Genomic DNA, 23452 nt, shown 5'->3' with positions numbered 1-23452 from the left:
AACACAATCTAAAGAATCGATACGTTTCGTCCGGTTCGCGACCCTCAGGCACAAAAAAAGTGCGCCCGTCCGGCGGAGGGCGCACTGGCATGATGTGTATCAACGCCCACAGCTGGACGAAGCGATCAATAGTCGTCGCTCTTTTCAGGCGGAACGAGACCTTCGATACCGGCCAGCAGCTCTTCCTCGGACATGCGGTCGAAGGTGACGGCCTCGGGCTGGTCTTCGTCTTCGCTCTCGGCGGAGACAAAGCCTGCTTCGGTTTCGGCCACGATCAGGCTTGCCGGATCGGGCTCAGGCTCGTCCACTTCCACATGCTTCTGAAGCGAGTGGATGAGGTCTTCCTTCAGGTCGTCAGGAGAAAGCGTCTCGTCAGCGATCTCGCGAAGCGCCACGACGGGGTTCTTGTCATTGTCGCGGTCGACCGTGATGGCAGCGCCCTGCGAGATAAGGCGCGCGCGGTGGCTAGCGAGAAGCACCAGTTCGAAACGGTTATCTACCTTGTCAATGCAGTCTTCAACGGTGACACGGGCCATTGCCTGTCCTTTGCGGTCGAGAATTTCTGGAATTAGCATGCCCGATACAATCAATGGACGGCAAATTCAAGTTTTTCCTTCCCCGCGGCCCAAGGGAGCCCTTCGCACGGCAACGGGGCGATCCATGCCGCGAAATTTGATTCGATTCAGGTGGGCGAACAACCGGCTCGACCTTTATCAACCTTTGGTTGAAACCTCACGCAACGAGAGGCGATCTCCAAAAAAATGTGACAATACGGTTAAGAGAGCCTGACGTCATTGTTATTTCCCACATTTGTGAACGAGTTTTGCTGAAACCGAGCGTTAGCACCGTTTTCAACTCAGGTTTGGTTGGATTGTTGCGGCAAGTGCCCTACATCTTGGTTATATGAACGATGCATAATGTATCGAAAACCAAATCGTCATTGTGAGTCGACCGTTGTTACGGTCACGTTTTTAGAAGCCGTTATTGCCGAAGGATAAACTCATATGTTTGACTCACGCGAGAAGATTGCCCTGTTCATTGACGGTGCAAATCTCTATGCCGCGTCGCGAACGCTCGGCTTCGACATCGATTACCGCAAGCTCCTCAAAGCGTTTCAAAAGCGCGGCTACCTGCTCAGGGCATACTACTACACCGCACTGATCGAGGATCAGGAGTACTCCTCCATCCGCCCGCTGATCGACTGGCTCGACTACAACGGCTACAAGGTCGTGACCAAGCCCGCGAAGGAATTCACGGATTCACTCGGACGCCGCAAGATCAAGGGAAACATGGATATCGAGCTTGCGATCGATGCCATGGAGCAGTCCGAATGCGTCGACCACCTCGTGATCTTCTCGGGCGACGGGGATTTCACGACGCTCGTGGAAGCACTGCAACGCAAGGGCCGAAAGGTGTCCGTGGTTTCCACGATGGCCACCCAGCCCCCGATGATCGCCGACGACCTGCGCCGCCAGGCTGACTATTTCATCGATCTGGTCTCCCTCAAAGCGGAGATCGGCAGGGATCCGTCCGAACGTCCGAGCCGTGTCGTCGAACCCGCCAGCGACGATCAGGACGCCTGACAGATTAGCTGGCCCCGCCGCTTGTTCCCTTCCGGGATACAGCTGCTTGCCGCCCGGGATCGTCAGAGCGACCATGCCTGAACGAGGCGTTGCGGCCGTTTGCAACGACTCGTTTTATTCCAGGGTCGCTAAAAAGCGCTTCCTGAAGCGTTTCGTGGTGCCAGAGGTCGATCCCCAGCGCTATCGACATTGTTTGCACGCATCTCCCCTTCCCTTGATAGGTCCCGCTATCCGAGACCAAGCGGTCGCGTGCCGGACCAGCCGCCTCGCTGAGCAGACGGCAGGTTTCAATCACCAAATGTTTACCTTGTTACATCCGTCTCCCGGTCGGGGCGCAGTTCGATAGAATTCGACTAAAATGCAGCCGGCAACACTCAGCATTCTTCAACAGGCTTCTGTTACGAGAGAGTTCGGACAGGAGTTTTAAATAGCCAATGTTGAGTGCAGTATCGATTTCCGGCAGCAGCCCGCAGAGCAATGCGGTCGTCGTCCCGCGCCAGAGTGCGCCGCAGGTGGACGCGACTTCGGCTGCCGAGGCCATGGCCGCGCTGACGGCTTCGCAGCAGTTGCAGGCCCTGGATGCACAATTCGATGCTGAAATCGAGGCCGACACTTCCGCTGCCGCAATCTACGGGCCGAATGGACTGCCGGAAGGCGCCCAGGTTCCCGCCTATGCCGTGCCGTCGTCGGAGCGCAGTGTCGAGACGACAGTGGCCAACAGCCGCGACCCTTCCGCTCGTCTTGCCATGGAAAGCACCCAGTTGACCGCCCTGTTGTCGTCACTGATGTTGCCGACCGAGACATCCACCTCGGCAACACCCGCAAGCCCGGACCGTCTGCCTGAGACCGACGTCTACCAGCTTTCGCGCATTGCCCGCGAATCCGTGGTCGCACAACTCTATCGCCAGTTCTGACGCCTCCCTGCGCCCGTCGTCCTGTGACGGCAGCTGCGGAGATTCAGGCCTACGAATTGTACGCCGCTGATCGGGCATTGAGGCCCGATCCGGCGCGACCGGCAATCTTCTGCGCATTGCGAGATGGAATGTGGGAAGAGCGGAGGTCTAGCCTCTGTCTCTCAGCAGTCTGCTTTTCTGGCGATTCCAGTCGCGCGTCTTCTCGGTCTCGCGCTTGTCATGCAGCTTCTTGCCCTTGGCAAGCGCCAGCTCCAGCTTCGCCCGGCCACGATCATTGAAATAGATCTTCAGCGGCACCAGCGTCATGCCCTCGCGGTTCACCGCGGTCTGAAGCTTGTGCATCTCGCGCTTGGACAGCAGCAATTTCCGCCGGCGGCGCGTCTCGTGGTTGAAACGGTTCGCCTGCAGATACTCGGGCAGATAGGAGTTGATCAGCCAGATCTCGCCGCCCTCGTCGGAGGCATAGGATTCGGCGATATTGGCCTTGCCCTCGCGCAGGGATTTAACCTCCGTGCCGGTCAGGACCAGACCGGCCTCGTAGGTATCCACGATCTCATAGTTGAAGCGGGCCTTGCGGTTCTCCGCCACAATCTTCTTGACCGTCGTTGGCTTGGCCTTCACTGCCATGTCAGTTCAACAGTCCCGCGTGGCGCAGCGCCGCGTCGATTGCCGCTTCAGTGCCCGGTTCAAGCGTGGGAAGCAGAGGCGACCGGACGGCGCGGCTCACGCCACGCAGCCTGTTCAGCGCATACTTGGCACCACAGACACCCGGCTCGATGAAGATCGCCTTGTGCAGGGGCATCAGCTTGTCCTGATACTCGAGCGCTGCGGAGTAGTCACCGGCGAGCGTCGCATTCTGGAACTCGGCACAGAGTCGCGGCGCGACGTTTGCCGTAACCGAAATACAGCCGACACCGCCATGGGCGTTGAAACCGAGCGCGGACGCATCCTCGCCAGACAACTGAACGAAGTCCTTGCCACAGGCGATCCGCTGTTCGGAGACACGCTCGATCTTGCCGGTCGCATCCTTGACGCCCATGATGTTCGAGTGCGCCTTGCTGAGGGCACCCATCGTCTCGGGCGTCATGTCGATGACCGACCGGCCCGGAATATTGTAGATCACGATCGGCAGCTTCACGCTTTCGGCGATCGCCGAGAAATGGGCGAAGAGGCCCTTCTGCGTCGGCTTGTTGTAATAGGGCGTGACGACGAGGATCGCCTCTGCACCAGCCTTCTCGGCGTGCTGCGCGAGCTCTATCGCTTCCTTGGTGTTGTTCGAGCCCGCGCCCGCGATCACCGGCACGCGCCGGGCAGCAACCTCGATGCACAGCTCGACCACCCGTTTGTGCTCGGCATGCGACAGCGTCGGCGATTCACCCGTGGTGCCGACCGGCACGACGCCGTGGCTTCCTTCGGTGATCTGCCACTCGACGTGGGCGGCGAAGGCGGTTTCGTCGACCGCGCCGGATTCGGTGAAAGGCGTGACGAGAGCGGGAATAGATCCCTTGAACATCGAGAGCTCCTGAGGCCAAAACCACCCTGGCGGGCACCCATGCTTTGGCCGTATTCGATCGTTAAAAACTGCCGCACCATAATCATGTGAGGGGCAGGCGGCAAGCGCCGTGGGGATCGATTTTGGCCATCCCGACCATAGGGACGATGCTTCCGGCAACTGGCTGGCACTGGGCAACGAGCGCACGTTCCCGGGAAAGGCATCTGTGCGCGAAGACCGGGATCACGGGCATTTGAATGAAGTCGGTAATTTTTCGTTAAGGCATTGAAGCGCTAATGAAGGCAGTAGATCAGAGGGGCGCGCCGGATCCGGCGAGGAAGCCCGCAACACGCCCGGAACGTGACATGATCCCAGGAAAGCCCGCCTCGTTGACCGCCGTGCTTGCCGCCGGCACCCTTGCCATCGCCGCTCTTGCCCTGCCCCCTCTTGTCCTGCCCGTCCGCGCGCAGGAGATTCCCCTTCCCCGCGTGAAGCCGCTGGGCTTTGCAGCCAGTACACCTTCGCAGGACATCACCGGCGCGATTGTTCGCGCGGAGAACGTCGCCCCCATCAGCGGTCAACTCAAGGATGGCCTGGACGCGCTCTCCGACCGTGATCCGGTGAAGGCACTGCGCATTCGCAACGCCCTCCAGCAGGACGGGCTCGACAGGCATATCCTGACCTGGGCAATCGTGACCTCCGGCCAGAAGGGAGTTCCTTCCTACGAGATCGCCAATGCGCAACGGGAACTGAGAGGATGGCCGGGCCTCGCGTCGCTGCGCGCCAATTCGGAACGTGCGCTCGCGCGGGAGAACGCTCCGCCAGCTGACGTGATTGCAGCCTTTGGCACGACCCAGCCGGAAACCGCCGACGGCGCGATCGCTCTTGCGCGCGCCAAGATGGCCTCCGGCGGAACGGCGGCCGCAGCAGTGGTGCTTCGGCCGTTCTGGCTGCGCGAGCCGCTCACCAAGGATATGGAGACAACGATCCTCGAGGATTTCTCCGGAGTTCTCACCGTTGCCGACCACAAGGCACGCATGGAAATGCTGCTTTACAGGGGAAGGGCCGACCAGGCGGCGCGCTTCGGCGATCTCGGCCAGGCACAGTCACTCTACCGCGCCTGGGCCGCCGCGATCCGTAAGGCACCCAATGCCGGCCAGCTCGTCAAGGCGGTCGACCCCAAATGGCACAAGGACCCCGGTTATACCTTCGTGCGGATTCTGCTTGCGAACCGTGCCGACAGATACGTCGAAGCCGCCGACCTTCTGGTCCACGCTCCGGACGACGCGAAGGCACTCGTCAATCCCGGGGAATGGTGGACGCAGCGCCGGATAACCAGCCGCGGGCTCGCCGATCTCGGCAAATACAAATCCGCCTACACGGTCGTCGCAAGTCACGCAGCGCGCGAACAGGCTGACGTGGTCGATGCGGAGTTCCATGCCGGCTGGTATGCGCTGCGAGGTCTGAACGACCCATCGACCGCGGCCAAGCATTTCCGCAACATCCTGCAATCCTCGAACCGCCCGCTTTCCGTCTCGCGCGCCTGGTACTGGATGGGCAGGGCAGCGGAAGCAGGCGGGCCCGGCAGTTCCAGCGAGTACTATACCAAGGCCGCGAATTTCCCCGGGACGTTTTATGGTCAGCTGGCGGCGGCGCGCATCGGCCGCAAGACGCTGAACGTCACCTATCCCAGCCCCTCACCCGATGAGCGCAACCGCTTCGAATCACGCGAGGCGGTCAAGGCAATCGCCCGCCTCGATGCGGCCGGGCACGGCTGGCGCGCGGCGGCACTCTACCGGGCTCTCGCCGACGAACTCCAGAGCCCCGGCGAAATGGCAATTCTTGCGGCCAAGGCCGAGCGTCAGGGTGATCACCAGCTGTCGCTTCAGGTCGGCAAGATCGCTTTCGGGCGCGGCATGGACGTAGCCGCCCTCGCCTTTCCCGTCGGCGTGATCCCAGCGGGCGCAAACATATCCGGCTCCGGCAAGGCGCTCGCCTATGCGATCGCGCGCCAGGAGAGCGCCTTCAATCCCGCAGCAGTCTCGCCGGCGAACGCGCGCGGCCTGCTGCAACTGCTTCCCGGCACGGCGCAGGGCGTCGCCAAGCGCTATGGCATTGCCTACTCCAAGGAAAAGCTGACCTCCGACGCGGGCTACAACGCCACGCTGGGTGCGCACTATCTCGGCGAGCAGATCAACGACTTCGGCGGTTCCTACATTCTCACCTTCATCGCCTACAATGCGGGGCCGAAACGCGTACCGCAGTGGATCGAGCGATATGGCGACCCGCGCGGAAAGCCGATCGACGAGGTCGTGGACTGGATCGAACGGATTCCGTTCACGGAGACACGCAGCTACGTGCAGCGGGTGATGGAGAACTATCAGGTCTACAAGACCCGGCTCGGCCAGGAAGCGGATATCGTCCACGATCTCAGGATGGGCCGCTGACCGGCGGCCTCACGCGAAAGAAACGCGCGATTGGCGGATTCTGGCCGCCATTGCACGTGTTTTCGGATGACGACCGGATCAAAACAGGCATGATGAAGCGGAACGACGCAATCGCAGGGTTCCGCAATGAGCTTCGACGACGCTGACGCATATGTGCCAGGCCATTTCGTAACCCAGGACGGGCTCCGGCTCTATACGCGTGACTATCAGGCGAATGGCCGCGCCGCTCAGGGCGTACCCGTAATCTGCCTCGCGGGACTGACGCGCAATTCGCGCGATTTTCAACAGTTTGCACTGATGCTCTCGCGTGACGAATCAGCTCCCCGGCGCGTCATCACCATCGACTCCCGGGGGCGCGGAAACTCGGCGTGGGACGAAAACAAAAGCAATTACAACATCGCGGTCGAATGCGGCGACGTGATCGCTATCTGTGACTCGCTCGGCATCGAGCGTGCGGCTTTCATCGGAACATCCCGCGGCGGTCTGCTTCTACATCTTCTGGCCGCTGCCCGTCCCGGCTTGATCTCAGGCCTCGTGCTCAACGACATCGGGCCCGTGATTGAAAACGAGGGAATGGCGAAGATCCGCGACTATCTCAATGCGAGCCAACCGATCGACGATTGGGACGGGGCAGTTGCTGCGTTGAGGCGCATTCACGAGCGGAATTTTCCTGCCCTCTCGGACAGGGACTGGCTCGACATGGCGCAGGCGATCTACGCCGAGAAAGACGGTGCTGTTGCCGCCGACTACGATCCCGCAATTGCAGCACAACTGCTGACGCTCGACCTCAGCCAACCTCTGCCCACGCTCTGGCCACAGTTCGAGGGGTTATCCAATCTCCCAGTTCTGGCGATTCGGGGCGAGCACTCAGAGCTTTTGTCCGAAGCAACCTTCGCCGACATGGCGCAGCGCCACCGTGGTCTCGTGAGGCTGACCGCCGCCGGTCAGGGGCATGCCCCCTCCTCCACCATCCCGACGTCTACCCCTCGGTATCCGCCTTCCTTCAGAAAACCTGAGCTCGCCGCAAGGAACGGTCGGATCTGGACGGTCGCGAAGGGTCTGTGCCTTCCGCGCCTGTCTCTGGACAAAAAGAAAAAGCCCGGCTCGAAAGCCGGGCTTCCCAGACTGACCGAAGTCAGACCAGATTAGAAGTCGCGCTGCAGACGGAGGAAACCGCTCCAGGTCTTGTCGTCCAGGCCGCCACCAACGACGTCTTCGTCGTGGTCTTCGTCCTGGTACTGAACGCTGAGCTTCGAGGTCAGGCCAGCGGTGATCGCGTAGTCGACCGTTACACCAGCGCGCCATGCATCGCCGTCGCCAGCGTAGTGGCCACCGTTCTGGAAGCTGCCGTTGGTGTAGTCGATGTCGATCTTGTCGAACCACTGAACGCCAGGGGTGATCGAGAACTTGTCGTTGATCTTAGCCTTGTACTCGGCAGCAACCGACCATTCGGAAGCGTTCCAGTAGCGGCTCGGATCGCTCGACCATACGCCGAAGATGCCGAAGGTGCCCGGGCCGATGTCAGCGGTTGCGAGAGCGCGGATTGCGCCTTCTTCAACCCACGTGTCGTAGGAGCCGATGAGGTTTGCGCTGATGCCACCGAAGGTGAAGCCAACCTTAGCCGACAGACCGACGTCACCGAAGTTCTTCCACGGAGCGTGGATCGGGTTCGTACCAACGTAGGTAGCACCCTGCGGCTCGAAGTTTTCAACCGTACCCGAAACGTTGAACGTGCCACCGTCGTAGGTGTACATGATCGCGTCGTTGAGGGTGAATGCACCCGGAGCCCAGCTTGCGCCGGAGTCGTTGATGTCGGTTTCACCCGAGAGGCCGGCGTCCCAGTAGTTGTAGAAGCGACCGATGGTCAGGCCACCGAGCTGGATGAACGCGCCGTCCAGGAAGAAGCCGCCCTGGGAGTCCATCTGCATGTCGATTTCGCTGTTGAGGACGCCGTATTCGGTGTCGCTCTTAGCGTTGACGATGAGGTAGCCACGAGCGTTGGTCTTGTAGCCAGCTTCGTCTTCGTCGTTGGTTACAACGTCATCGCTGATGTCCAACTGAACACGGAGGTAACCGCCGACCTTGAGGCAGGTTTCGGTGCCCGGAATGTAGAAGTAGCCAGCGCCGAATGCGTCGCAAACGCGAACGTATTCCATCGGCTCGGGCTCTGCAGCTACGATAGCGTCAGCGGCCTGTGCGCCGGAGACTGCTGCGAGAGCAGCAGCGGAGCCGAGAAGAAGGCTCTTGATGTTCATTTCTGACCTCCAGTCAAAAAGTTTCAAACGGGTCTGGGTTTTTTGCTGAAGGACAGCGTTCCCTGCCCCATCCCCAAGTTCAGGAAGCGGACGATCAACCGCCCCTGCTTCCGGAGTTGAAAATACAAGACGCAGGACGGTGTGCAATCTCCAAACTGACGGGTGAAGTGATTTGGTGCACCCTTCCCCATGCCCTGTTGCGCAAAGGACACAAAATCGGGGCACCGGTCCGGAGAAGTTTACGAAGCGTTAACAAAATCGCATAGGATTTCGACACTTAGCACTTCAGCAGCATGCCTCGGCGCCGGCTTTACGCCGGTTTGGCACAGCCTGCAGCGGGCGGGTGGCGCCGCGATTGAACGCTTATCGTGTAGACTGCCATCGTCGCAACCCGCTCCCGGCAATGCGCGCAGACCGCGAATCGTGACGTTTGTGATTCCACGCGGGTGGAGATTCGCAGAATCAGAAGCGTGAGTGGCTGAAGGATGCGGCGCGATTCTTTCCAGGGCAGCCTCCGGACATACGTTGACGATTGCCGGAGCACATATCGTGACGGTGGCGCGCATGAACGGAAGCGAGGTGGAGATAGAAGCGCAGGGTACCATGCTTGACGCCGTCACCCTGATCCGGGGACGGGCCGCAAATCACGCATACGACTTGGGTCTTGAAAAAATGGCGGAGAAGAAGGGATTCGAACCCTCGATACCGTTCCCGGTATACTCCCTTAGCAGGGGAGCGCCTTCGACCACTCGGCCACCTCTCCGCTCACGAACGGGCTGATAAAGAAAACAGGCGCCCTAATCAACTCCTTTCCGACGAATTGTTCATTTTCGCGGAAGTTTTCCAGAGGCTTCCCTCCGGGCACCCCGACATCGCACGCAACGCCACCATCGAAGCGGATGGAGATGGCGGGCGGATCGATGGCGAACCGCTTCGCACGTTCGGTCATTAACCTGTGAGGCGCCGGGGCAGGTCTGGGCCGAACTATCGTCACCAAACGATCATCTTTGTTCCGGCTTTCGGCCACGAGGCTCGGGCACTTCTACGCCCCGCAGGGAGCCGCCCCGGTCGATCGCCTCCGTTCAACGTGGGTTCAGCCTGGCGGGATTAGCTTCCCTGCATCGAATGCGGCGACACTGACAGAGGAACAAGCCATGACGACTTATATATACGGTACGGACGACGACGATTTCATCCAGCAGAATTCGGCCGTGGACCTGCGCGTCTATGCCTATGCGGGAGACGACGAGATCATCCTGAACCGGGTCGACAGCCTCGGCGGGTTCAACTGGGTGTCCGCAGGTGACGGCGACGACATCGTTCGCAACAGCTACGAGGGCGGCAACGACATCTACCTCGGCAACGGCAACGACATCTACACCCACGACGGATACGCAATCGACTCGACCGAGCGCGACAACGTCTTCGGCGGCGCCGGCAACGACCTGTTCCGGGTAAAGACGCTCGAGAGCGTCTACAACGGCGATTCGGGCAACGACACGTTTCAGTCGGTCGGCTACGAGAACACCTTCCACGGCGGAACCGGTACCGACACCATCTCCTACCAGCTCCAGGATTCGAGCGATCTACGCGGTTCGGGGGTCTATGTGGACCTCGATGAGCAATACGCAAAGGTTGGATCGGACATGGAAGATCTGATCAGCATCGAGAATGCCATTGGCACGAGCTACAACGATACCCTGATCGGGACCTTCGGCCGCAACACGCTGAACGGTGGATCGGGCCATGACGAACTCGACGGCCTGGGCGGGAATGACCTGCTCATCGGCGGAAATGGCGACGATGACCTTTTCGGCGGAAGCGGCAACGACATCCTGAGGGGAGACCGTGGCAACGACATCCTCCAGGGAAACAGCGGCGCCGACTATTTCGACTTTAACTCCATCGCAGATTCGGTCGTCGGATCGCGCCGCGACGTGATCGAGGACTTCAGCCGCTCGCAAGGCGATTACATCGACCTTCGCGGGATCGATGCCGACACGACCTATCGCGGCAACCAGGCGTTCGACTACATCGGCAGCAGCAACTTCTCGGGCACAGCAGGCGAACTGCGCTACAAGAGCTACATACTTTCGGCCGACGTTGACGGCGACGGCCGTTCGGACTTCCAGGTCGAGGTCAACGCCACGAAACTCTACACGAGCGACTTCCTTCTCTGAGGCTCGCGGATACTCGAATGACAAACGCCGGGGACCTTCCCCGGCGTTTCTGTTTTTTGCCTCAGGACGGAGTCGATACTCTTTGGTCCGTTCATGATCGCGCGGAGGCCGCGGCCTCCCGTATCCACGCGATTCCGGCGCGAGACGGCCAAAGACTTTTGCCGGACCTGCCGCACCGGCCGTCCGGCCGCGGTTTCAGGTTCGGCTCGCCAACCGGTCGATCGCATTCTGGGTCGCGATGCCGAAGTCACCGTCGATCGGGCCGGAATAGAAACCACGCTGCTTGAGAATTGTCTGGAGCTCCTTGCGGAACTGCGGAGAGAAGTTCCCTGGAGAGGTCTTCAGTTCCTGCAGCTTGGCCTGGTCGCCACCCTCGATGCTGGCGACGGCCCAGCGAGCCGCCTGCTGCGGATCCGTGGGTACGCCCAGGCCCTGGTCGTAGAGCCGGGAGAGGTTGCCCATGGCATAGGTGTTGCCGCCCTTGGCCGCCTTCTCGTACCAGGCCTTTGCCTCCACATAGTCCTGTTTCACGCCGTTACCGACGTCATACAGCCAGCCGATCGAGGCCATGGAGTAATAGTCGTTGAACGCGGCCGCCTGTTCGTACCATTTGCGCGCCTCGACGAAGTCGACGGCGACACCGAGGCCGATCTGGTAGGCATAGCCGAGAGACGACATGGCATTGATATCGCCGCCGGCGGCACCCTTCTTGTACCAGTCGATCGAGGCATTGTAGTCGCGTTCGACGCCCAGCCCTTCGCGATAGAACCAGCCCATGGTGGCCTGCGCGTTCGCATAGCCCTGGTCCGCGGCCTTCCGGTACCAGTCAGCCGCCCGGTCGTAGTCCTTGGGCGTGCCGTTGTAGCCCTCGCGATAGAGCCAGCCGAGCGATGCCTGCGCGTAGGGATTTCCGGCGTTCGCGGCCTGCTCGAACATGCGGATGCCCTTCTGCATGTCCACTGGCCCGTCGGTGCCGTAGATCGAGAACCAGGCAAGGTTGGTGAGGGCATAGTAATTGCCCTCGTCCGCGGCCTTCTGATAGTTCTCCCGCGCCTTGGCGTAGTTGCGTGCGGCGTCGTTGGCGCGGCCGAGCATGTTGCGGATCATGTTGTCGCCGGGATTTGCCGCCAGCGCAGCCTCGCAGGCGGGGATTGCCCGCCCGTAGTCGATCTGGGCGAAGAGAGTACCGTTGAATCCGGGCTTCACGTTCGGCTCGCCCGCAAGCGCATAGCACTGGTCCGCGTCAGAACCGGTCGCACTTACAAACGGCTGGATGGTGCTGTTCCCGCCGTCCCCACCGGAGGTCGCTGCCGCTGCATTTTCCCTGGATGAGGCGAGCCGTTCGATTGCCGCGATCGTGGCGACACCGAATTCTCCGTCCGTCGCTCCGCTATAGAGACCACGTTCCCGCAGGAGGTTCTGCATCTCCTTGCGGAAGGCAGGAGTGAAATTGCCGGGACTGGACTTCAGTTCCGCGAGCTTGTTGGCGTCACCGCTCTCCACGGCGGCGGCAGCCCAGCGCACGGCCTCCTTGGCGTCCTTCGGCGTTCCGAATCCCTGGTCATAGAGGCGGGAAAGATTGCCCATCGCATAGGCGCTGCCGTTGTTGGCCGCCTTCTCGTACCAGTATCGGGCCTCGACATAGTCCTGCTTCACGCCGTTGCCGACGTCATAGAACCAGCCGAGCGACGCCATGGAATAGGCGTCGCCATTGTTGGCCGCCTTTTCGTACCAGACCTTGGCTTCGGCGTAGTTCTGCGGCGTACCGAGACCATTCTGGTGCGCCCAGCCGAGCGAGGACATGGCGTTGGCATCGCCGGCATCTGCGGCCTTGCGGTACCAGTTCAGTGACTGCACGTAGTCTTGCGCTACGCCTTTGCCCTCCCGGTAGAACCAGCCCATCGTCGCCATGGCATTCGCATAGCCCTGGTTGGCGGATTGCTGATACCACCTCGCCGCCTCGGCCAGATCCTGCCTCGTTCCGCCATAGCCTTCGCGGTAAAGCCATCCGAGCGACGCCTGGGCATAGGCATTGCCGGCAGTTGCCGCCTTTTCGAACATGCTCAGGCCCTTGGCCACATCGATCGGGCCATCGGTTCCGTAGACGGAAAACCAGGCGAGGTTCGTGAGCGCGTACATGTTGCCAAGTTCGACGGCCTTCTCGTAGTTCCGGCGGGCCTCCACATAGTTCCGGTCGGCGTCATGGGCGCGGCCGAGCAGGTCGACGAGCATCCCGTCTGCGGGATTCTCGTTGACGGCCTGGGCGCACGCCGTCAACGCCCGCTTGGCATCGATCTTGAGGAAGCTCACACCGAGAAAATTCGGCAGGGACTGCGGCTCTCCCGCGAGCAGATAACAGTCGCGCGACGCGGGGGTCTCCTTGGCGCCCTGGCTGACGCCGAGGCCCTTCTCAGGCTCCAGCGCGGCAATCAGCCGCTCGGCTTCCGCCTTGTGACCGCTCGAGGGATAACGCTCGATGAAACGCGTCAGCGCGGCGGCGTCGGTGGAGCCGCTCAGGGCTTCCCAGGCGATATCGTCGGCCGCCTGGCCCTTGGTCTGCTCGGCCTCGGCAAGCGATGCCAGCTTCTTTTCCGCCAGCATCTTGTAGACCGGGTCCTTGCCATGCTTGGCGATGAAAGCCTGGAGGAGGTCCTTGTCGGCGAGATCGCGGATGTTCTGCCAATCGGCAGCCGCCTCGGACTGGCCGTTGGGAGAGACTTCCTGCGTATTGCCGCTGTTGGTGACGTTGATGGTCACCTGCTTGATATTGAGGAAGATCTGGGCGCCGCCGAGCGAACCGTAGACGAATGGCTCCTGTTCGCGATTGGTCACCTGCACCACCTCGTCCCGGACCTTGCCGAGGGCAATGCGCACATCCACCCCCGGTTCGACGAGGTACTTGGCAAGCGCGGTCGCAAACGGGCTGTTGCTGCCTTCTCCGTCGAGCGCAACCGTACCGGCCTTCGACGCAAAGGCGATGAGGGTGTCCGCCGATTCGGGCTCCACGCGAGCGAGGCCGCGGGTCACGGCGCGCGTTCCGATCGATCGTGTCATGCTCTGGGCGAACGGATTGTTGCGGCAGGCGTCGAGAATGAAGAGCTTCAGGCGGGTCGCGCCGTTGAGGGCCCGCTGGACGCGGTCGATCGCCACGCTTTCGTCCTCTACGTCCCGATCGCTCTTTAGCATGGCGTCCACGGGCAGCAGATAATTGACGCCGTTCATTTCCATCGCATGGCCGGAATAGTAGACCACGGCGACTTCTGCATCGATCGCCTGGTCCTCGAAATCGCGAAGCGCCTTGACCATGGCGGCTCGGTCCAGGTCGTGTACTGTATTGACCGAATCGAAACCCGCACTCTCGAACGACTGGCGCATGAGTTCGACGTCATTTGCCGGATTGTTCAGCTGTGCGGTCGCCTCGTATTTCTGATTGGCAATCAACAAGGCGACACGCTTGGCCTCAGCGGCACCGGCCTCACACACGAAAACCGCGACCGATAGAAAAACAATCGGTGCAATGCGGCTTACTACTCGCTCGAACATGCCCTTCCCCTCCGGCATAAGCGCCATGAGTATTACGTTCGGGCGGGGCTGATTCAATGAGGGGTGACCCGGTTTTCTTCCGCCGATGTGGTCACCGGGCGAGAAGGCGCCAGCCGTCGTTCCCTCGGCCTTTCCGAAGACGAAAGGTTACGGGGGATCAGGAGGATAGGTCCAGGATCCCCGCGCCCGCGAGGACGGATGGAAGGCGATGCAGACTTGCCTTCTAGCCGCGGTGCGCAGCTGTCCTGGCCAGCCGTCGGCGAAGGGGCAGCAGTCCCCAGTCCCTTGCAATTTCGAGTGTGGATGAAAATCCGACATCCAGCATGAACGGCTCGCCGCACGTCGCATATCCGCCGCCGAAACCGCGCGCCACGGGGGTTCCGTGCCCGAGCCCCGCGACCTCGTGGAACTCGACCAGAGACCGCGCCTCGGCATCCCGCCAGCGACGGACCCTGCGCGCCCTGGACGCCGTCTCGGTGAACTGCGATATGTCGAGCCCATAGACGTCCAGCCATTGCGCCAGAATCGCGTCCGCGTTGCTCGCGGAGACGGTCTCGTCCGCAGTGCCGTGCCAGACGGAAATGACCGGCTTCGAGACTATCTGCGGCGATACCTTTCGGACGAGGTCGCCCCATTCGCGTGCGCTGCGCTCCGGTGCCTCCTCCATCGCCTGGAGCGCCCGGGTTGCGTCACGGGCCGCACCGAAGGGCAGACCGGCAATGATCGTTCCCCCGGCAAATAGCTCCGGATAGTTGGCAAGCATGGCCGCCGTCATCGCGCCGCCGGCGGAGAGCCCGGTAATGAAAATGCGGCGGCGGTCCGACTTCGCATGTTCGGCCAGGCTTTCGATCATCTGGCGGATCGACATCAGTTCCCCACGATCGCGAGTGACCTCGCTTGGGCGAAACCAGTTGAAACAGAGACCCTGATTGTTGGCCAGCCTCTGTTCGGGGTAGAGCACGGCGAACCCCTCCTCCTCGGCAAGCGCAGCCCACCCGCTCGCGCGATCATAGCTTGCCGCCGTCTGCCGGCATCCATGCAGAACGACCACAAGAGGCGCATCGGGCTTAAGGTTTGCCGGCACGTGCGCGAACATGGTCAAGGCGCCGGGATTCGAGCCGAAATCGGTGATCTCGGTCAGGACGGGGGCGTCCGCCCCGGGCTTTCGCACCCTCGGAGCCTTGCGATCGAGCGTTCGGTCGAAGGGCCAGAATAGCTCGCCCAGGCGCTCCTGGTTCGCTACAATTCGTTCCATCGACCTCAGAAAACGGTCTCGCATCGCTTCGACTCCTTGTCATTCGTCAACAAGACGTGGGCACCCACAAAGGGCATAATCAAGGCCGCGGCGATGAATTTGCCGGAAGGTTTCGCAATTCTGAGACAGGGCTCATTCTTCAAATGCATGATGGCATTCGCAAATACGGAAAGCCGGAAGGGCCCGATTTCGTTCCACCCCTTTCGGCTGTTGACGACCTGATATAGCTATTTTGCAACGAAATGACCGCAACAGGATGGGAATGATGAGCGAACACCACGCGGCAACCCCGGAACAGGCACGGGCGAAGATGGCGGCTTTCAACTGGGAGGATCCCTTCCTGCTGGAGGACCAGTTGACCGATGAAGAGCGGATGATCCGCGACACGGCGCGCGCCTATTGCCAGGACAGGCTGGCCGCGCGCGTGCTCGAGGCGAACCGCCACGAGATCTTTCATCGCGAGATCATGAACGAGATGGGCGAGCTTGGCTTGCTCGGTCCCACCATCCCGGAAGAATTCGGCGGCGTCGGCGCGAACTACGTCTCCTACGGCCTCGTCGCTCGCGAGGTCGAGCGCGTCGATTCCGGCTACCGCTCGGCGATGTCGGTGCAGTCTTCCCTCGTCATGCACCCGATCTTCGCCTACGGCACGGACGAGCAGCGCGCCAAGTACCTGCCGAAGCTCGCCTCGGGAGAGTGGGTCGGCTGCTTCGGCCTCACGGAACCCGATCATGGCTCCGACCCCTCCTCGATGATCACCCGCGCCAAGAAGGTCGACGGCGGCTACCTGATCTCGGGCGCCAAGAACTGGATCACCAACTCCCCGATCGCCGATGTCGCGGTCGTCTGGGCGAAGTCCGATGCGCATGACGACAAGATCAAGGGATTCGTGCTGGAACGTGGCATGAAGGGTTTCGAGACGCCGAAGATCGAGGGCAAGTTCTCGCTTCGCGCTTCCGTCACCGGCATGATCATGATGCAGGACGTGTTCGTCCCGGATGAGAACCTCCTGCCGAACGTTTCAGGTCTCGCCGGACCCTTCGGGTGCCTCAATCGCGCCCGCTACGGGATCGCCTGGGGCGCGATGGGTGCCGCCGAATTCTGCTGGATGGCGGCGCGTCAGTACACGCTGGACCGCAAGCAGTTCGGCAAGCCGCTGGCAGCCAATCAGCTCATCCAGAAGAAGCTCGCCGACATGCAGACCGAAATCTCACTCGGCCTCCAGGGTGCCCTGCGACTCGGTCGCCTCTTCGACGAACACCGCGCGCCGGCCGAACTGATCTCTCTCATGAAGCGCAACAACTGCGGCAAGGCGCTCGACATCGCCCGCGTGTCGCGCGACATGCACGGCGGCAATGGCGTGTCGGACGAGTACGGCGTCATCCGCCATGTGATGAACCTGGAAGCGGTCAACACCTACGAGGGAACGCACGACATTCACGCGCTTATCCTCGGTCGTGCGCAGACGGGACTGCAGGCTTTCCAATAGCCGCTTCGCCTCCGGAAAAAACAAGGATTTACAAGCCGCTCGCTAAATTGCTGGCGGCTTTCTTCATTCTCTGTAAATCCCATTCCGATACGCTGAACATAGACCGAACATCAGGGCAACACATGCGGGAGGAACCCATGCCCCTGGAACACATCCACGAGCAGGCGAAGTTCCGGCAACCCAAGCGGAGCTTCGTCCAGTACAGGATCGAGCGTCCCGGCCACATCATTCCCATCGGCCACCATCTCCGCTCCTCGACGGTCTACAATTGCCTGATCATGAGCATTTCCTGCGCCGGAGCGGTGCTGAACGTGAACAGGAATCTCGAGCTGCCGGAAAACTTCTACCTGGAGATTCACGGCGTGCGGGACGAAATCGGCTGCACCGAGTTCCGTCGCGACCGCGAGGAACTGGTGGTCCGCTTCAACATGTTCCTCGATGCCGAGTTCCTGCGTCGCGTCACACAGGGCGCCGAGACCGTGCTTGCGTGAGCCGGAACCGGCACTTGCACCGCCGATACGGCGATATGATCGAGGCCGTTAAAGTTTTAGTCATCTGATTTAACAATTCGGAATAAACGGCTGCGACACTCGGCCTCGGTTACCCTGGACATGATGTCCCTGAACGAGGAGCTTCGGATGTCGGATTTGGTGAAACACTCGCCAGGGGCAGGACTTTATGAGCGCAAGTGGGAACGCTTCGCGGTCAATCGGCAAGCTGTGCTGTTGACAGTGGGGCTGGACCTCGCCTTCCCCAAGATCCGGTCCTGTCAGTTGATCGACATTTCGCTCGGCAGCGCGACCTTTTCGGTCGGCACGACGATCGGGCTCTCCACTCACTACTATCTTTCGGTGGTCGGCATCGCCGCGAAGATCGGATGCGCCGAAGTGTTCCGCAACGGCCATCGCATCAACGTCCAGTTCATCAAGGAGATCGACGCCGATCTCCTCCATTCGATCGTTCGAAGCGACTATTTCACCGGCGGCATCTCCGGCAAGAAGATGGAAGGCGCCCGCCCATACATGGTCGGCGTCGAGAAGGCTTCGGTCGGGTCTGCCGTCGTCTGATTTACACGCCGCATTTTTTGGATAGGGTGCCGTGCGATCCCGATTCCGCAACCAATGAATGGCTGCGGTGCATGAGGGACCGCAACGCGATGTTCCAATCCAGGTTTGCCCATGTCCAGTTTCAGCCGCTTTACGCCCCTCACCAACGGCCTGCCCTCGACCGTGCCTTTCATCGGTCCCGAAGCGATCGAGCGCAAGCGCGGCCAGAAGATCCAGGCGAGAATCGGCGCCAATGAAAGCGGCTTCGGCCCTGCGCCCTCCGTTCTGGAGGCGATACGCAACAACGTCCATGAAACCTGGATGTACAGCGACCCGGAAAATTTCGAGCTCCGGGAAGCACTTGCGATCCATCACGGCATATCGCGCGACAACATCGCGATCGGCGGCGGGGTGGACGAGCTTCTCGGGCAGATCGTGCGCATGGTGGTGGAACCGGGAACGATCGTCGTCACCTCGTTCGGAGGCTACCCGACGTTCAACTACCACGTCCAAGGCTTCGGCGGACGCCTTGAAACGGTCCCCTACGTCAACGATCGCGAAGACCTGGACGGTCTTCTCGCCGCAGTGAAGCGTACGGACGCGCCGCTGGTCTACCTTGCGAACCCCGACAATCCGATGGGAAGCTGGTGGGATGCGGGCAGTATCGTCGCATTTGCCCGGGCTCTTCCGCCGCGAACGCTTCTGATACTGGACGAGGCCTATTGCGAGACCGCGCCCGGCGAGGCGATACCGGCAATCAATGCGCTTGTCGGGCAGCCGAACGTTCTCAGGATGCGGACATTCTCCAAGGCCTATGGACTGGCGGGAGCGCGGATCGGCTACGCGATCGGAACGCTCGGCAACGCGACCGCATTCGACAAGATTCGCAACCATTTCGGGATGGCCCGGATCTCCGTCATCGCCGCGCTTGCCGCGCTCGAGGACCAGGACTATCTGGCCGAAGTCGTCGGGCGAATTGCCACCTCGCGCTCGCGGATTGCCGCCATTGCCGAGGAGAACAACCTTGTGGCCCTGCCCTCGGCGACCAATTTCATCGCCATCGACTGCCTTCGCGACGGCGACTATGCCCGCAACATCGTCGACGGCCTGATGGAGCACGGCGTCTTCATCCGAATGCCGGGCGTAGCACCACTCAACCGCTGCATACGGGTCAGCGCCGGACCTGAGGAAAGCATGGTGCGCTTCGCCGAAGCCCTGCCGCTGGTGCTCAGGAAGCTCGAAAGAAGCGCGTAGCGAACGACGAGAGCCGGGATGGCGGTGTGCGGCGGCACGTATTCTTCTTGTTGTTTTCCGCCTCGGCCATCCAATCTCGCTACGCGCCTCCTCCCCTCAGTGCACGGTCATCCAATCGCGCGCCGCACGCAGTGCCAGCGCCAGATCGGTCTTGCTCATCGTCGCCGCCAGGTCGGCGCGGAGTTCCGCAGCGCGATCACAACCCTTGATTGCAGCAATGTTGAGCCATTTGTGTGCGGCGACCAGGTCGACGTCGCATCCGCGACCCGTCGCATACATCAAACCCATGTCGCAGAAAGTGTCGGCGCGGGTCTCACCGCCCATCATGGCGGCCATCTCGGAATTCTGGATTTCAAAACGTGCCATCTTCTGTGTCCCTGTCTACTTGAGTACCGCTTGTAACGCCCTGTTTTATTGCCCTTTTCGGGCGTCCCGCGGGGGCCTGCCGTCTTCTGCGGCTTAGGTCACCCCGTTGGATTTTCGGCCGGTTTGTTCCGTGCTCGTCTTATGGCTTCACTATGACAGCGGGCTTTCAATGGGCGCTTAAAATGCATGATTAATTTGCGACAAACAAAGTTCAAACAGTTGGTAAACTTGGCTTTTCGTTAAACATCGGACCCGCTGGAAACGCGGGCATTCGCAGAAAAATTTACGAAATATTCAACTGGCGATTTCAACGTTTTGCTAACCACGGGAAACATCGGCTGTTTTGACGATCGCGCGAAAATGCGCCGGCGAGACGGAAAATGGCGGCAATTCGCTATCGAAAAGCACATGGTCGCGCACGTATCGCTGCTCCGCCAACTATCGCGGGCGCGGGGTGGAGCCCCCGCGGCCGCAAACCCGGCCGCGGGGAAAAAGGGAAAACCGGTCAGCGCGCCCGCTGCCCGAAGAGGATCTTCTGCGCCTCCTTGTCCTCGGCAAGGCTTGTCTGCCGGGCACGTTCTTCCTGGCCGACCGCAATACCCCTCTGCACGGCGGGTCGCGCCAGCACCGCATCGAACCAGCGCTTCAGGTTGGGAAACTCCGCAAGGTCCTGCCCCTGGTTCTCATACGACCGGGTCCACCCGATCGAAGCCATGTCGGCGATCGAATACTCGCCGGCAAGGAACTCGTGATCGGCGAGGCGCTTGTTCATGACGCCGTAGAGGCGGTTGACCTCATTCGTGTAGCGATCGATGGCATACTCGACCTTGGTCGGAGCATATTGACGGAAATGGTGTGCCTGCCCAGCCATGGGGCCAAGACCACCCATCTGCCAGAACAGCCATTCTTCCACCTGAACGCGCTTGCGCTCGTCGGTGGGATAGAACTTGCCGTGCTTGCGTCCGAGATATTGCAGGATCGCACCGGACTCGAAGACCGAGATCGGCTCTCCTCCCGGACCATCGGGATCGATGATCGCGGGCATTCGGTTGTTGGGGGCTATCTTCAGGAAATCGGGAGCGAACTGCTCGCCCCTGCCTATGTTGACGTATTTCACGTCGTAGGGGACGCCTAGCTCCTCCAGCATGATGGTGATCTTGTAGCCGTTCGGCGTCGGCCAGAAATAGAGTTCAACCGGTTTTGTCATGACGTTCTCCTTCAATTGGAGAAGGTAGAGTCCGCTCGACCCGGCTTCAAGCGCGGGCGAGAAAGATGAACGCCAGATGAACAGACCTCTCAGTCATCGTTCAGTCGCGACATGCGAGAACGCATCATCGACAACAACTGAACAGTCTCGAGCCGATCCATGGAAGTCCTAAGCCGCCGCCTGACGATGATCACCCTGCTTATGGCAGTTTTCGCGATTTCGCTCGCCGCAGCCGTCGAAAGCGACGCCCGCCGCCACGCGAAGGCACAGCCTGGCGTCTTCACCGCCTGCGCCGGCACGCCTTTCTGCCGCGGCGCCATCTGATCAGCGCTTTTGCACGCGCCGGCACGTTTCGATGACCGGCGATGCCCGGCGGCGCTTCTGCCGCCCCTGCCTTCCGTTTTCCCGCCTCACAATTTCGCCGTGCACGACACGAACATGAATGCTAGAGCCGTGGATGCTGCCCATTCTTAGCATCCGGAGGCATCGTGAAGGCCGTAACCGTCTACTCCCTTGCAGCCCTTGCCGAGATCGCCGGTTGCTTCGCATTCTGGGCTTGGCTGAAACTCGACAAATCGAGCCTGTGGCTCATACCCGGCGTCGGGTCGCTCGTGGCCTTCGCCTGGTTGCTCACCCTGATCGACAGCAATGCGGCCGGACGCGCCTATGCAGCCTATGGCGGCGTCTATATTGCGGCCTCCTTGCTGTGGCTCTGGCTTGCTGAAGGCGTCCGCCCGGACCGGTTCGATCTTTCGGGTGCCGCCATCGCACTGGTGGGCGCTGCGGTTATTCTTGCAAGTCCCCGCTGACTTTCGCCTCCGTTTGACCAAAAGGCCCGGTCGAGTGGTGAAAACTCCGCTTGCCAGCGCAAAGTTCTTGTCGTTTGCTTGTAAAAAGCAACTCACTATAATGATTCATGAGCAAAACCATCTCCTATCCCCGTCCACTTTCCTTCTCCACGCCTGAACGCTACGAGCCACAGACCTTCGACGATCCGGCAAAGGCCGTCGATGCTTTGGAAGCGCTCTACGAGAGGAACACGAAGTTCCTCACCGACGCGTTCGTATCGCTCGGCAAGTCGGGCACTCCGGACAAGCGGTTCCGCGCCTGCTACCCGCAGGTCGCCGTGGAAACCACGAGTTTCGGCCACGTGGATTCGCGGCTTTCCTATGGCTACGTTGCCTCGCCGGGCATCTACACGACGACCATCACCCGCCCGAAGCTCTTTCGCCACTATCTGAAGGAACAGCTCGGCCACCTCATGCGCAACCACGGCATCCGCGTGACCGTGTCCGAATCGACGACACCGATCCCGCTCCATTTCGCCTTCGGCGAAGGTGCCTATGTCGAAGCGGAAGTCGCCGAACACATCGAGCTGCCACTGCGCGACCTGTTCGACGCGCCCGACCTCACGAATACGGACGACGAGATCGCCAACGGCTCCTACGAACCCGGTCCCGGAGAGCCCTCGCCGCTTGCAGCCTTCACCGCCCAGCGCGTCGATTATTCGCTGGCCCGACTCAGCCACTACACCGCGACCAGCGCCAACCATTTCCAGAACTTCGTCCTCTTCACGAACTACCAGTTCTACGTCGACGAGTTTTGCGCCTGGGCGAGAATGCAGATGGCCGAGGGCGGCAACGGCTACACGGCCTTCGTCGAGCCGGGAAACATCGTCACGCACGCAGGCTCCGACCGCCCGGAATCGGACCTCACGCTCGGTCGCATGCCGCAGATGCCGGCCTATCACATCAAGAAGAAGGGCCACGGCGGGATCACCATGGTGAATATCGGCGTCGGACCCTCCAACGCCAAGACGATCACCGACCATATCGCCGTGCTTCGCCCGCATGCCTGGCTGATGCTCGGCCACTGCGCGGGGCTCAGGAACAGCCAGACGCTTGGCGACTATGTGCTCGCCCATGCCTATGTGCGCGAAGACCACGTGCTCGACGACGACCTGCCGGTATGGGTTCCGATTCCGGCACTCGCCGAAGTGCAGGTGGCGCTCGAGGGTGCGGTGGCGGAGGTGACGGGCTACGAGGGGTACGACCTCAAGCGCATCATGCGGACCGGCACGGTCGCGACCATCGACAACCGCAACTGGGAACTGCGTGACCAGCGGGGACCGGTCAAGCGGCTTTCGCAGTCGCGCGCCATCGCGCTCGACATGGAATCAGCCACGATCGCGGCCAACGGCTTCCGGTTCCGCGTGCCGTACGGCACGTTGCTCTGCGTTTCGGACAAGCCGCTCCATGGGGAACTCAAGCTGCCCGGCATGGCGACGGCCTTCTACCGCACGCAGGTGAACCAGCACCTGCGGATCGGCATTCGCGCCCTCGAGAAGCTCGCGGGAATGCCGACGGAGAAGCTCCACTCCCGCAAGCTCAGAAGCTTCTACGAAACGGCGTTTCAGTAGTC

At 61.2% G+C, this 23452-nt stretch carries 21 protein-coding genes and 1 tRNA gene; 12 read left to right on the top strand and 10 right to left on the bottom strand.

Annotated features, from left to right (window positions below):
- Positions 1-125: 125 nt before the first annotated feature.
- The gene (gene rpoZ / locus F3Y30_RS09850) at positions 126-536 is read right to left on the bottom strand and encodes a DNA-directed RNA polymerase subunit omega (RefSeq protein WP_203426254.1); all 411 of its coding nucleotides are present in this window, start codon (positions 534-536) and stop codon (positions 126-128) included.
- A 468-nt stretch (positions 537-1004) separates the two neighbouring features.
- Between rpoZ and F3Y30_RS09845 the strand changes: the two genes are divergently transcribed.
- Together F3Y30_RS09845 and F3Y30_RS09840 are read left to right on the top strand one after the other, a co-directional pair.
- On the top strand, positions 1005-1583 hold the full coding sequence (locus F3Y30_RS09845; protein WP_203426253.1) for an NYN domain-containing protein: 579 nt from the start codon (positions 1005-1007) through the stop codon (positions 1581-1583).
- Between the two features lie 434 nt (positions 1584-2017).
- The gene (locus tag F3Y30_RS09840) at positions 2018-2497 is read left to right on the top strand and encodes a hypothetical protein (protein WP_203426252.1); all 480 of its coding nucleotides are present in this window, start codon (positions 2018-2020) and stop codon (positions 2495-2497) included.
- A 147-nt stretch (positions 2498-2644) separates the two neighbouring features.
- Here the strand turns inward: F3Y30_RS09840 and smpB are convergent, their stop codons facing one another.
- Positions 2645-3124 (bottom strand): SsrA-binding protein SmpB, encoded by a 480-nt coding sequence (smpB, locus tag F3Y30_RS09835; RefSeq protein WP_203426251.1) that lies wholly within the window; start codon positions 3122-3124, stop codon positions 2645-2647.
- Position 3125: 1 nt separating this feature from the next.
- A complete protein-coding gene (gene dapA / locus F3Y30_RS09830; protein ID WP_203426250.1) occupies positions 3126-4010 on the bottom strand; it encodes a 4-hydroxy-tetrahydrodipicolinate synthase in 885 nt (294 codons plus the stop codon).
- 344 nt (positions 4011-4354) lie between these two features.
- Here dapA and F3Y30_RS09825 point away from each other — a divergent pair, with 344 nt between their 5' ends.
- Together F3Y30_RS09825 and F3Y30_RS09820 are read left to right on the top strand one after the other, a co-directional pair.
- Positions 4355-6436, top strand: a complete 2082-nt coding sequence (locus F3Y30_RS09825; RefSeq protein ID WP_203426249.1) for a lytic transglycosylase domain-containing protein — start codon at positions 4355-4357, stop codon at positions 6434-6436.
- Between the two features lie 126 nt (positions 6437-6562).
- Positions 6563-7585, top strand: a complete 1023-nt coding sequence (locus F3Y30_RS09820; protein WP_203426248.1) for an alpha/beta hydrolase — start codon at positions 6563-6565, stop codon at positions 7583-7585.
- Here F3Y30_RS09820 and F3Y30_RS09815 read toward each other — a convergent pair.
- The 3 genes from F3Y30_RS09815 to F3Y30_RS09805 all read right to left on the bottom strand — a co-directional run bounded on the left by F3Y30_RS09815 (position 7582) and on the right by F3Y30_RS09805 (position 9640).
- Positions 7582-8691: a porin gene (locus F3Y30_RS09815; RefSeq protein WP_203426247.1), complete on the bottom strand. Its 1110-nt coding sequence runs from the start codon at positions 8689-8691 to the stop codon at positions 7582-7584. The two genes, F3Y30_RS09820 and F3Y30_RS09815, sit on opposite strands and share 4 nt — an antisense overlap.
- A 673-nt stretch (positions 8692-9364) precedes the next feature.
- A tRNA-Ser gene (locus tag F3Y30_RS09810) sits at positions 9365-9454 on the bottom strand.
- Positions 9416-9640 (bottom strand): hypothetical protein, encoded by a 225-nt coding sequence (locus F3Y30_RS09805; RefSeq protein WP_203426246.1) that lies wholly within the window; start codon positions 9638-9640, stop codon positions 9416-9418. The genes F3Y30_RS09810 and F3Y30_RS09805 overlap by 39 nt, the downstream gene beginning before the upstream one ends.
- A gap of 205 nt (positions 9641-9845) precedes the next feature.
- Between F3Y30_RS09805 and F3Y30_RS09800 the strand changes: the two genes are divergently transcribed.
- A complete protein-coding gene (locus F3Y30_RS09800; protein WP_203426245.1) occupies positions 9846-10871 on the top strand; it encodes a calcium-binding protein in 1026 nt (341 codons plus the stop codon).
- A 195-nt stretch (positions 10872-11066) separates the two neighbouring features.
- On the opposite strand, the gene F3Y30_RS09795 is transcribed toward F3Y30_RS09800, so the two are convergent.
- Both F3Y30_RS09795 and F3Y30_RS09790 read right to left on the bottom strand, forming a co-directional pair.
- Complete coding sequence (locus F3Y30_RS09795) at positions 11067-14414, bottom strand: caspase family protein (protein ID WP_203426244.1); 3348 nt, start codon at positions 14412-14414, stop codon at positions 11067-11069.
- 223 nt (positions 14415-14637) lie between these two features.
- The gene (locus F3Y30_RS09790; protein WP_203426243.1) at positions 14638-15693 is read right to left on the bottom strand and encodes a PHB depolymerase family esterase; all 1056 of its coding nucleotides are present in this window, start codon (positions 15691-15693) and stop codon (positions 14638-14640) included.
- Positions 15694-15934: 241 nt separating this feature from the next.
- Between F3Y30_RS09790 and F3Y30_RS09785 the strand changes: the two genes are divergently transcribed.
- The 4 genes from F3Y30_RS09785 to F3Y30_RS09770 all read left to right on the top strand — a co-directional run bounded on the left by F3Y30_RS09785 (position 15935) and on the right by F3Y30_RS09770 (position 19458).
- A complete protein-coding gene (locus F3Y30_RS09785) occupies positions 15935-17158 on the top strand; it encodes an acyl-CoA dehydrogenase (RefSeq protein ID WP_246752926.1) in 1224 nt (407 codons plus the stop codon).
- Positions 17159-17295: 137 nt separating this feature from the next.
- Positions 17296-17649 (top strand): hypothetical protein, encoded by a 354-nt coding sequence (locus F3Y30_RS09780; protein ID WP_203426242.1) that lies wholly within the window; start codon positions 17296-17298, stop codon positions 17647-17649.
- 147 nt (positions 17650-17796) lie between these two features.
- Positions 17797-18225, top strand: coding sequence for a PilZ domain-containing protein (locus tag F3Y30_RS09775; RefSeq protein ID WP_203426241.1), 429 nt, complete (start codon positions 17797-17799; stop codon positions 18223-18225).
- A gap of 111 nt (positions 18226-18336) precedes the next feature.
- A complete protein-coding gene (locus tag F3Y30_RS09770) occupies positions 18337-19458 on the top strand; it encodes a pyridoxal phosphate-dependent aminotransferase (protein ID WP_203426240.1) in 1122 nt (373 codons plus the stop codon).
- Between the two features lie 96 nt (positions 19459-19554).
- Here F3Y30_RS09770 and F3Y30_RS09765 read toward each other — a convergent pair whose 3' ends face one another.
- Together F3Y30_RS09765 and F3Y30_RS09760 are read right to left on the bottom strand one after the other, a co-directional pair.
- Positions 19555-19824: a sel1 repeat family protein gene (locus tag F3Y30_RS09765; protein ID WP_203426239.1), complete on the bottom strand. Its 270-nt coding sequence runs from the start codon at positions 19822-19824 to the stop codon at positions 19555-19557.
- Positions 19825-20329: 505 nt separating this feature from the next.
- Entirely contained in the window at positions 20330-21031 is a 702-nt protein-coding gene (locus F3Y30_RS09760) for a glutathione S-transferase N-terminal domain-containing protein (protein WP_203426238.1), read from the bottom strand.
- 159 nt (positions 21032-21190) lie between these two features.
- Between F3Y30_RS09760 and F3Y30_RS09755 the strand changes: the two genes are divergently transcribed.
- The 3 genes from F3Y30_RS09755 to F3Y30_RS09745 all read left to right on the top strand — a co-directional run bounded on the left by F3Y30_RS09755 (position 21191) and on the right by F3Y30_RS09745 (position 23450).
- On the top strand, positions 21191-21355 hold the full coding sequence (locus F3Y30_RS09755; protein WP_203426237.1) for a hypothetical protein: 165 nt from the start codon (positions 21191-21193) through the stop codon (positions 21353-21355).
- Positions 21356-21519: 164 nt separating this feature from the next.
- Positions 21520-21840 carry a YnfA family protein gene (locus F3Y30_RS09750; RefSeq protein WP_203426236.1) on the top strand — a complete coding sequence of 107 codons (321 nt, stop codon included), beginning with the start codon at positions 21520-21522 and terminating at the stop codon, positions 21838-21840.
- A gap of 107 nt (positions 21841-21947) precedes the next feature.
- On the top strand, positions 21948-23450 hold the full coding sequence (locus F3Y30_RS09745) for an AMP nucleosidase (protein ID WP_203426235.1): 1503 nt from the start codon (positions 21948-21950) through the stop codon (positions 23448-23450).
- Positions 23451-23452 lie beyond the last annotated feature (2 nt).

The organism is Sinorhizobium sp. BG8 (genome assembly GCF_016864555.1).
Taxonomy (GTDB): Bacteria; Pseudomonadota; Alphaproteobacteria; order Rhizobiales; family Rhizobiaceae; genus BG8.
This window is presented reverse-complemented; position numbering and strand designations above follow the sequence as displayed.

Bases quoted from the DNA above. Each gene is read 5' to 3' on its own strand.
- F3Y30_RS09800 (WP_203426245.1), top strand. From the start codon at position 9,846: ATGACGACTTATATATACGGTACGGACGACGACGATTTCATCCAGCAG.
- F3Y30_RS09815 (WP_203426247.1), bottom strand. From the start codon at position 8,691: ATGAACATCAAGAGCCTTCTTCTCGGCTCCGCTGCTGCTCTCGCAGCA.
- rpoZ (WP_203426254.1), bottom strand. From the start codon at position 536: ATGGCCCGTGTCACCGTTGAAGACTGCATTGACAAGGTAGATAACCGT.
- F3Y30_RS09775 (WP_203426241.1), top strand. From the start codon at position 17,797: ATGTCGGATTTGGTGAAACACTCGCCAGGGGCAGGACTTTATGAGCGC.
- F3Y30_RS09845 (WP_203426253.1), top strand. From the start codon at position 1,005: ATGTTTGACTCACGCGAGAAGATTGCCCTGTTCATTGACGGTGCAAAT.
- F3Y30_RS09805 (WP_203426246.1), bottom strand. From the start codon at position 9,640: ATGACCGAACGTGCGAAGCGGTTCGCCATCGATCCGCCCGCCATCTCC.
- F3Y30_RS09825 (WP_203426249.1), top strand. From the start codon at position 4,355: ATGATCCCAGGAAAGCCCGCCTCGTTGACCGCCGTGCTTGCCGCCGGC.
- dapA (WP_203426250.1), bottom strand. From the start codon at position 4,010: ATGTTCAAGGGATCTATTCCCGCTCTCGTCACGCCTTTCACCGAATCC.
- F3Y30_RS09840 (WP_203426252.1), top strand. From the start codon at position 2,018: ATGTTGAGTGCAGTATCGATTTCCGGCAGCAGCCCGCAGAGCAATGCG.
- F3Y30_RS09760 (WP_203426238.1), bottom strand. From the start codon at position 21,031: ATGACAAAACCGGTTGAACTCTATTTCTGGCCGACGCCGAACGGCTAC.
- F3Y30_RS09820 (WP_203426248.1), top strand. From the start codon at position 6,563: ATGAGCTTCGACGACGCTGACGCATATGTGCCAGGCCATTTCGTAACC.
- F3Y30_RS09765 (WP_203426239.1), bottom strand. From the start codon at position 19,824: ATGGCACGTTTTGAAATCCAGAATTCCGAGATGGCCGCCATGATGGGC.
- smpB (WP_203426251.1), bottom strand. From the start codon at position 3,124: ATGGCAGTGAAGGCCAAGCCAACGACGGTCAAGAAGATTGTGGCGGAG.
- F3Y30_RS09780 (WP_203426242.1), top strand. From the start codon at position 17,296: ATGCCCCTGGAACACATCCACGAGCAGGCGAAGTTCCGGCAACCCAAG.
- F3Y30_RS09790 (WP_203426243.1), bottom strand. From the start codon at position 15,693: ATGCGAGACCGTTTTCTGAGGTCGATGGAACGAATTGTAGCGAACCAG.
- F3Y30_RS09785 (WP_246752926.1), top strand. From the start codon at position 15,935: ATGAGCGAACACCACGCGGCAACCCCGGAACAGGCACGGGCGAAGATG.
- F3Y30_RS09745 (WP_203426235.1), top strand. From the start codon at position 21,948: ATGAGCAAAACCATCTCCTATCCCCGTCCACTTTCCTTCTCCACGCCT.
- F3Y30_RS09795 (WP_203426244.1), bottom strand. From the start codon at position 14,414: ATGTTCGAGCGAGTAGTAAGCCGCATTGCACCGATTGTTTTTCTATCG.
- F3Y30_RS09755 (WP_203426237.1), top strand. From the start codon at position 21,191: ATGGAAGTCCTAAGCCGCCGCCTGACGATGATCACCCTGCTTATGGCA.
- F3Y30_RS09770 (WP_203426240.1), top strand. From the start codon at position 18,337: ATGTCCAGTTTCAGCCGCTTTACGCCCCTCACCAACGGCCTGCCCTCG.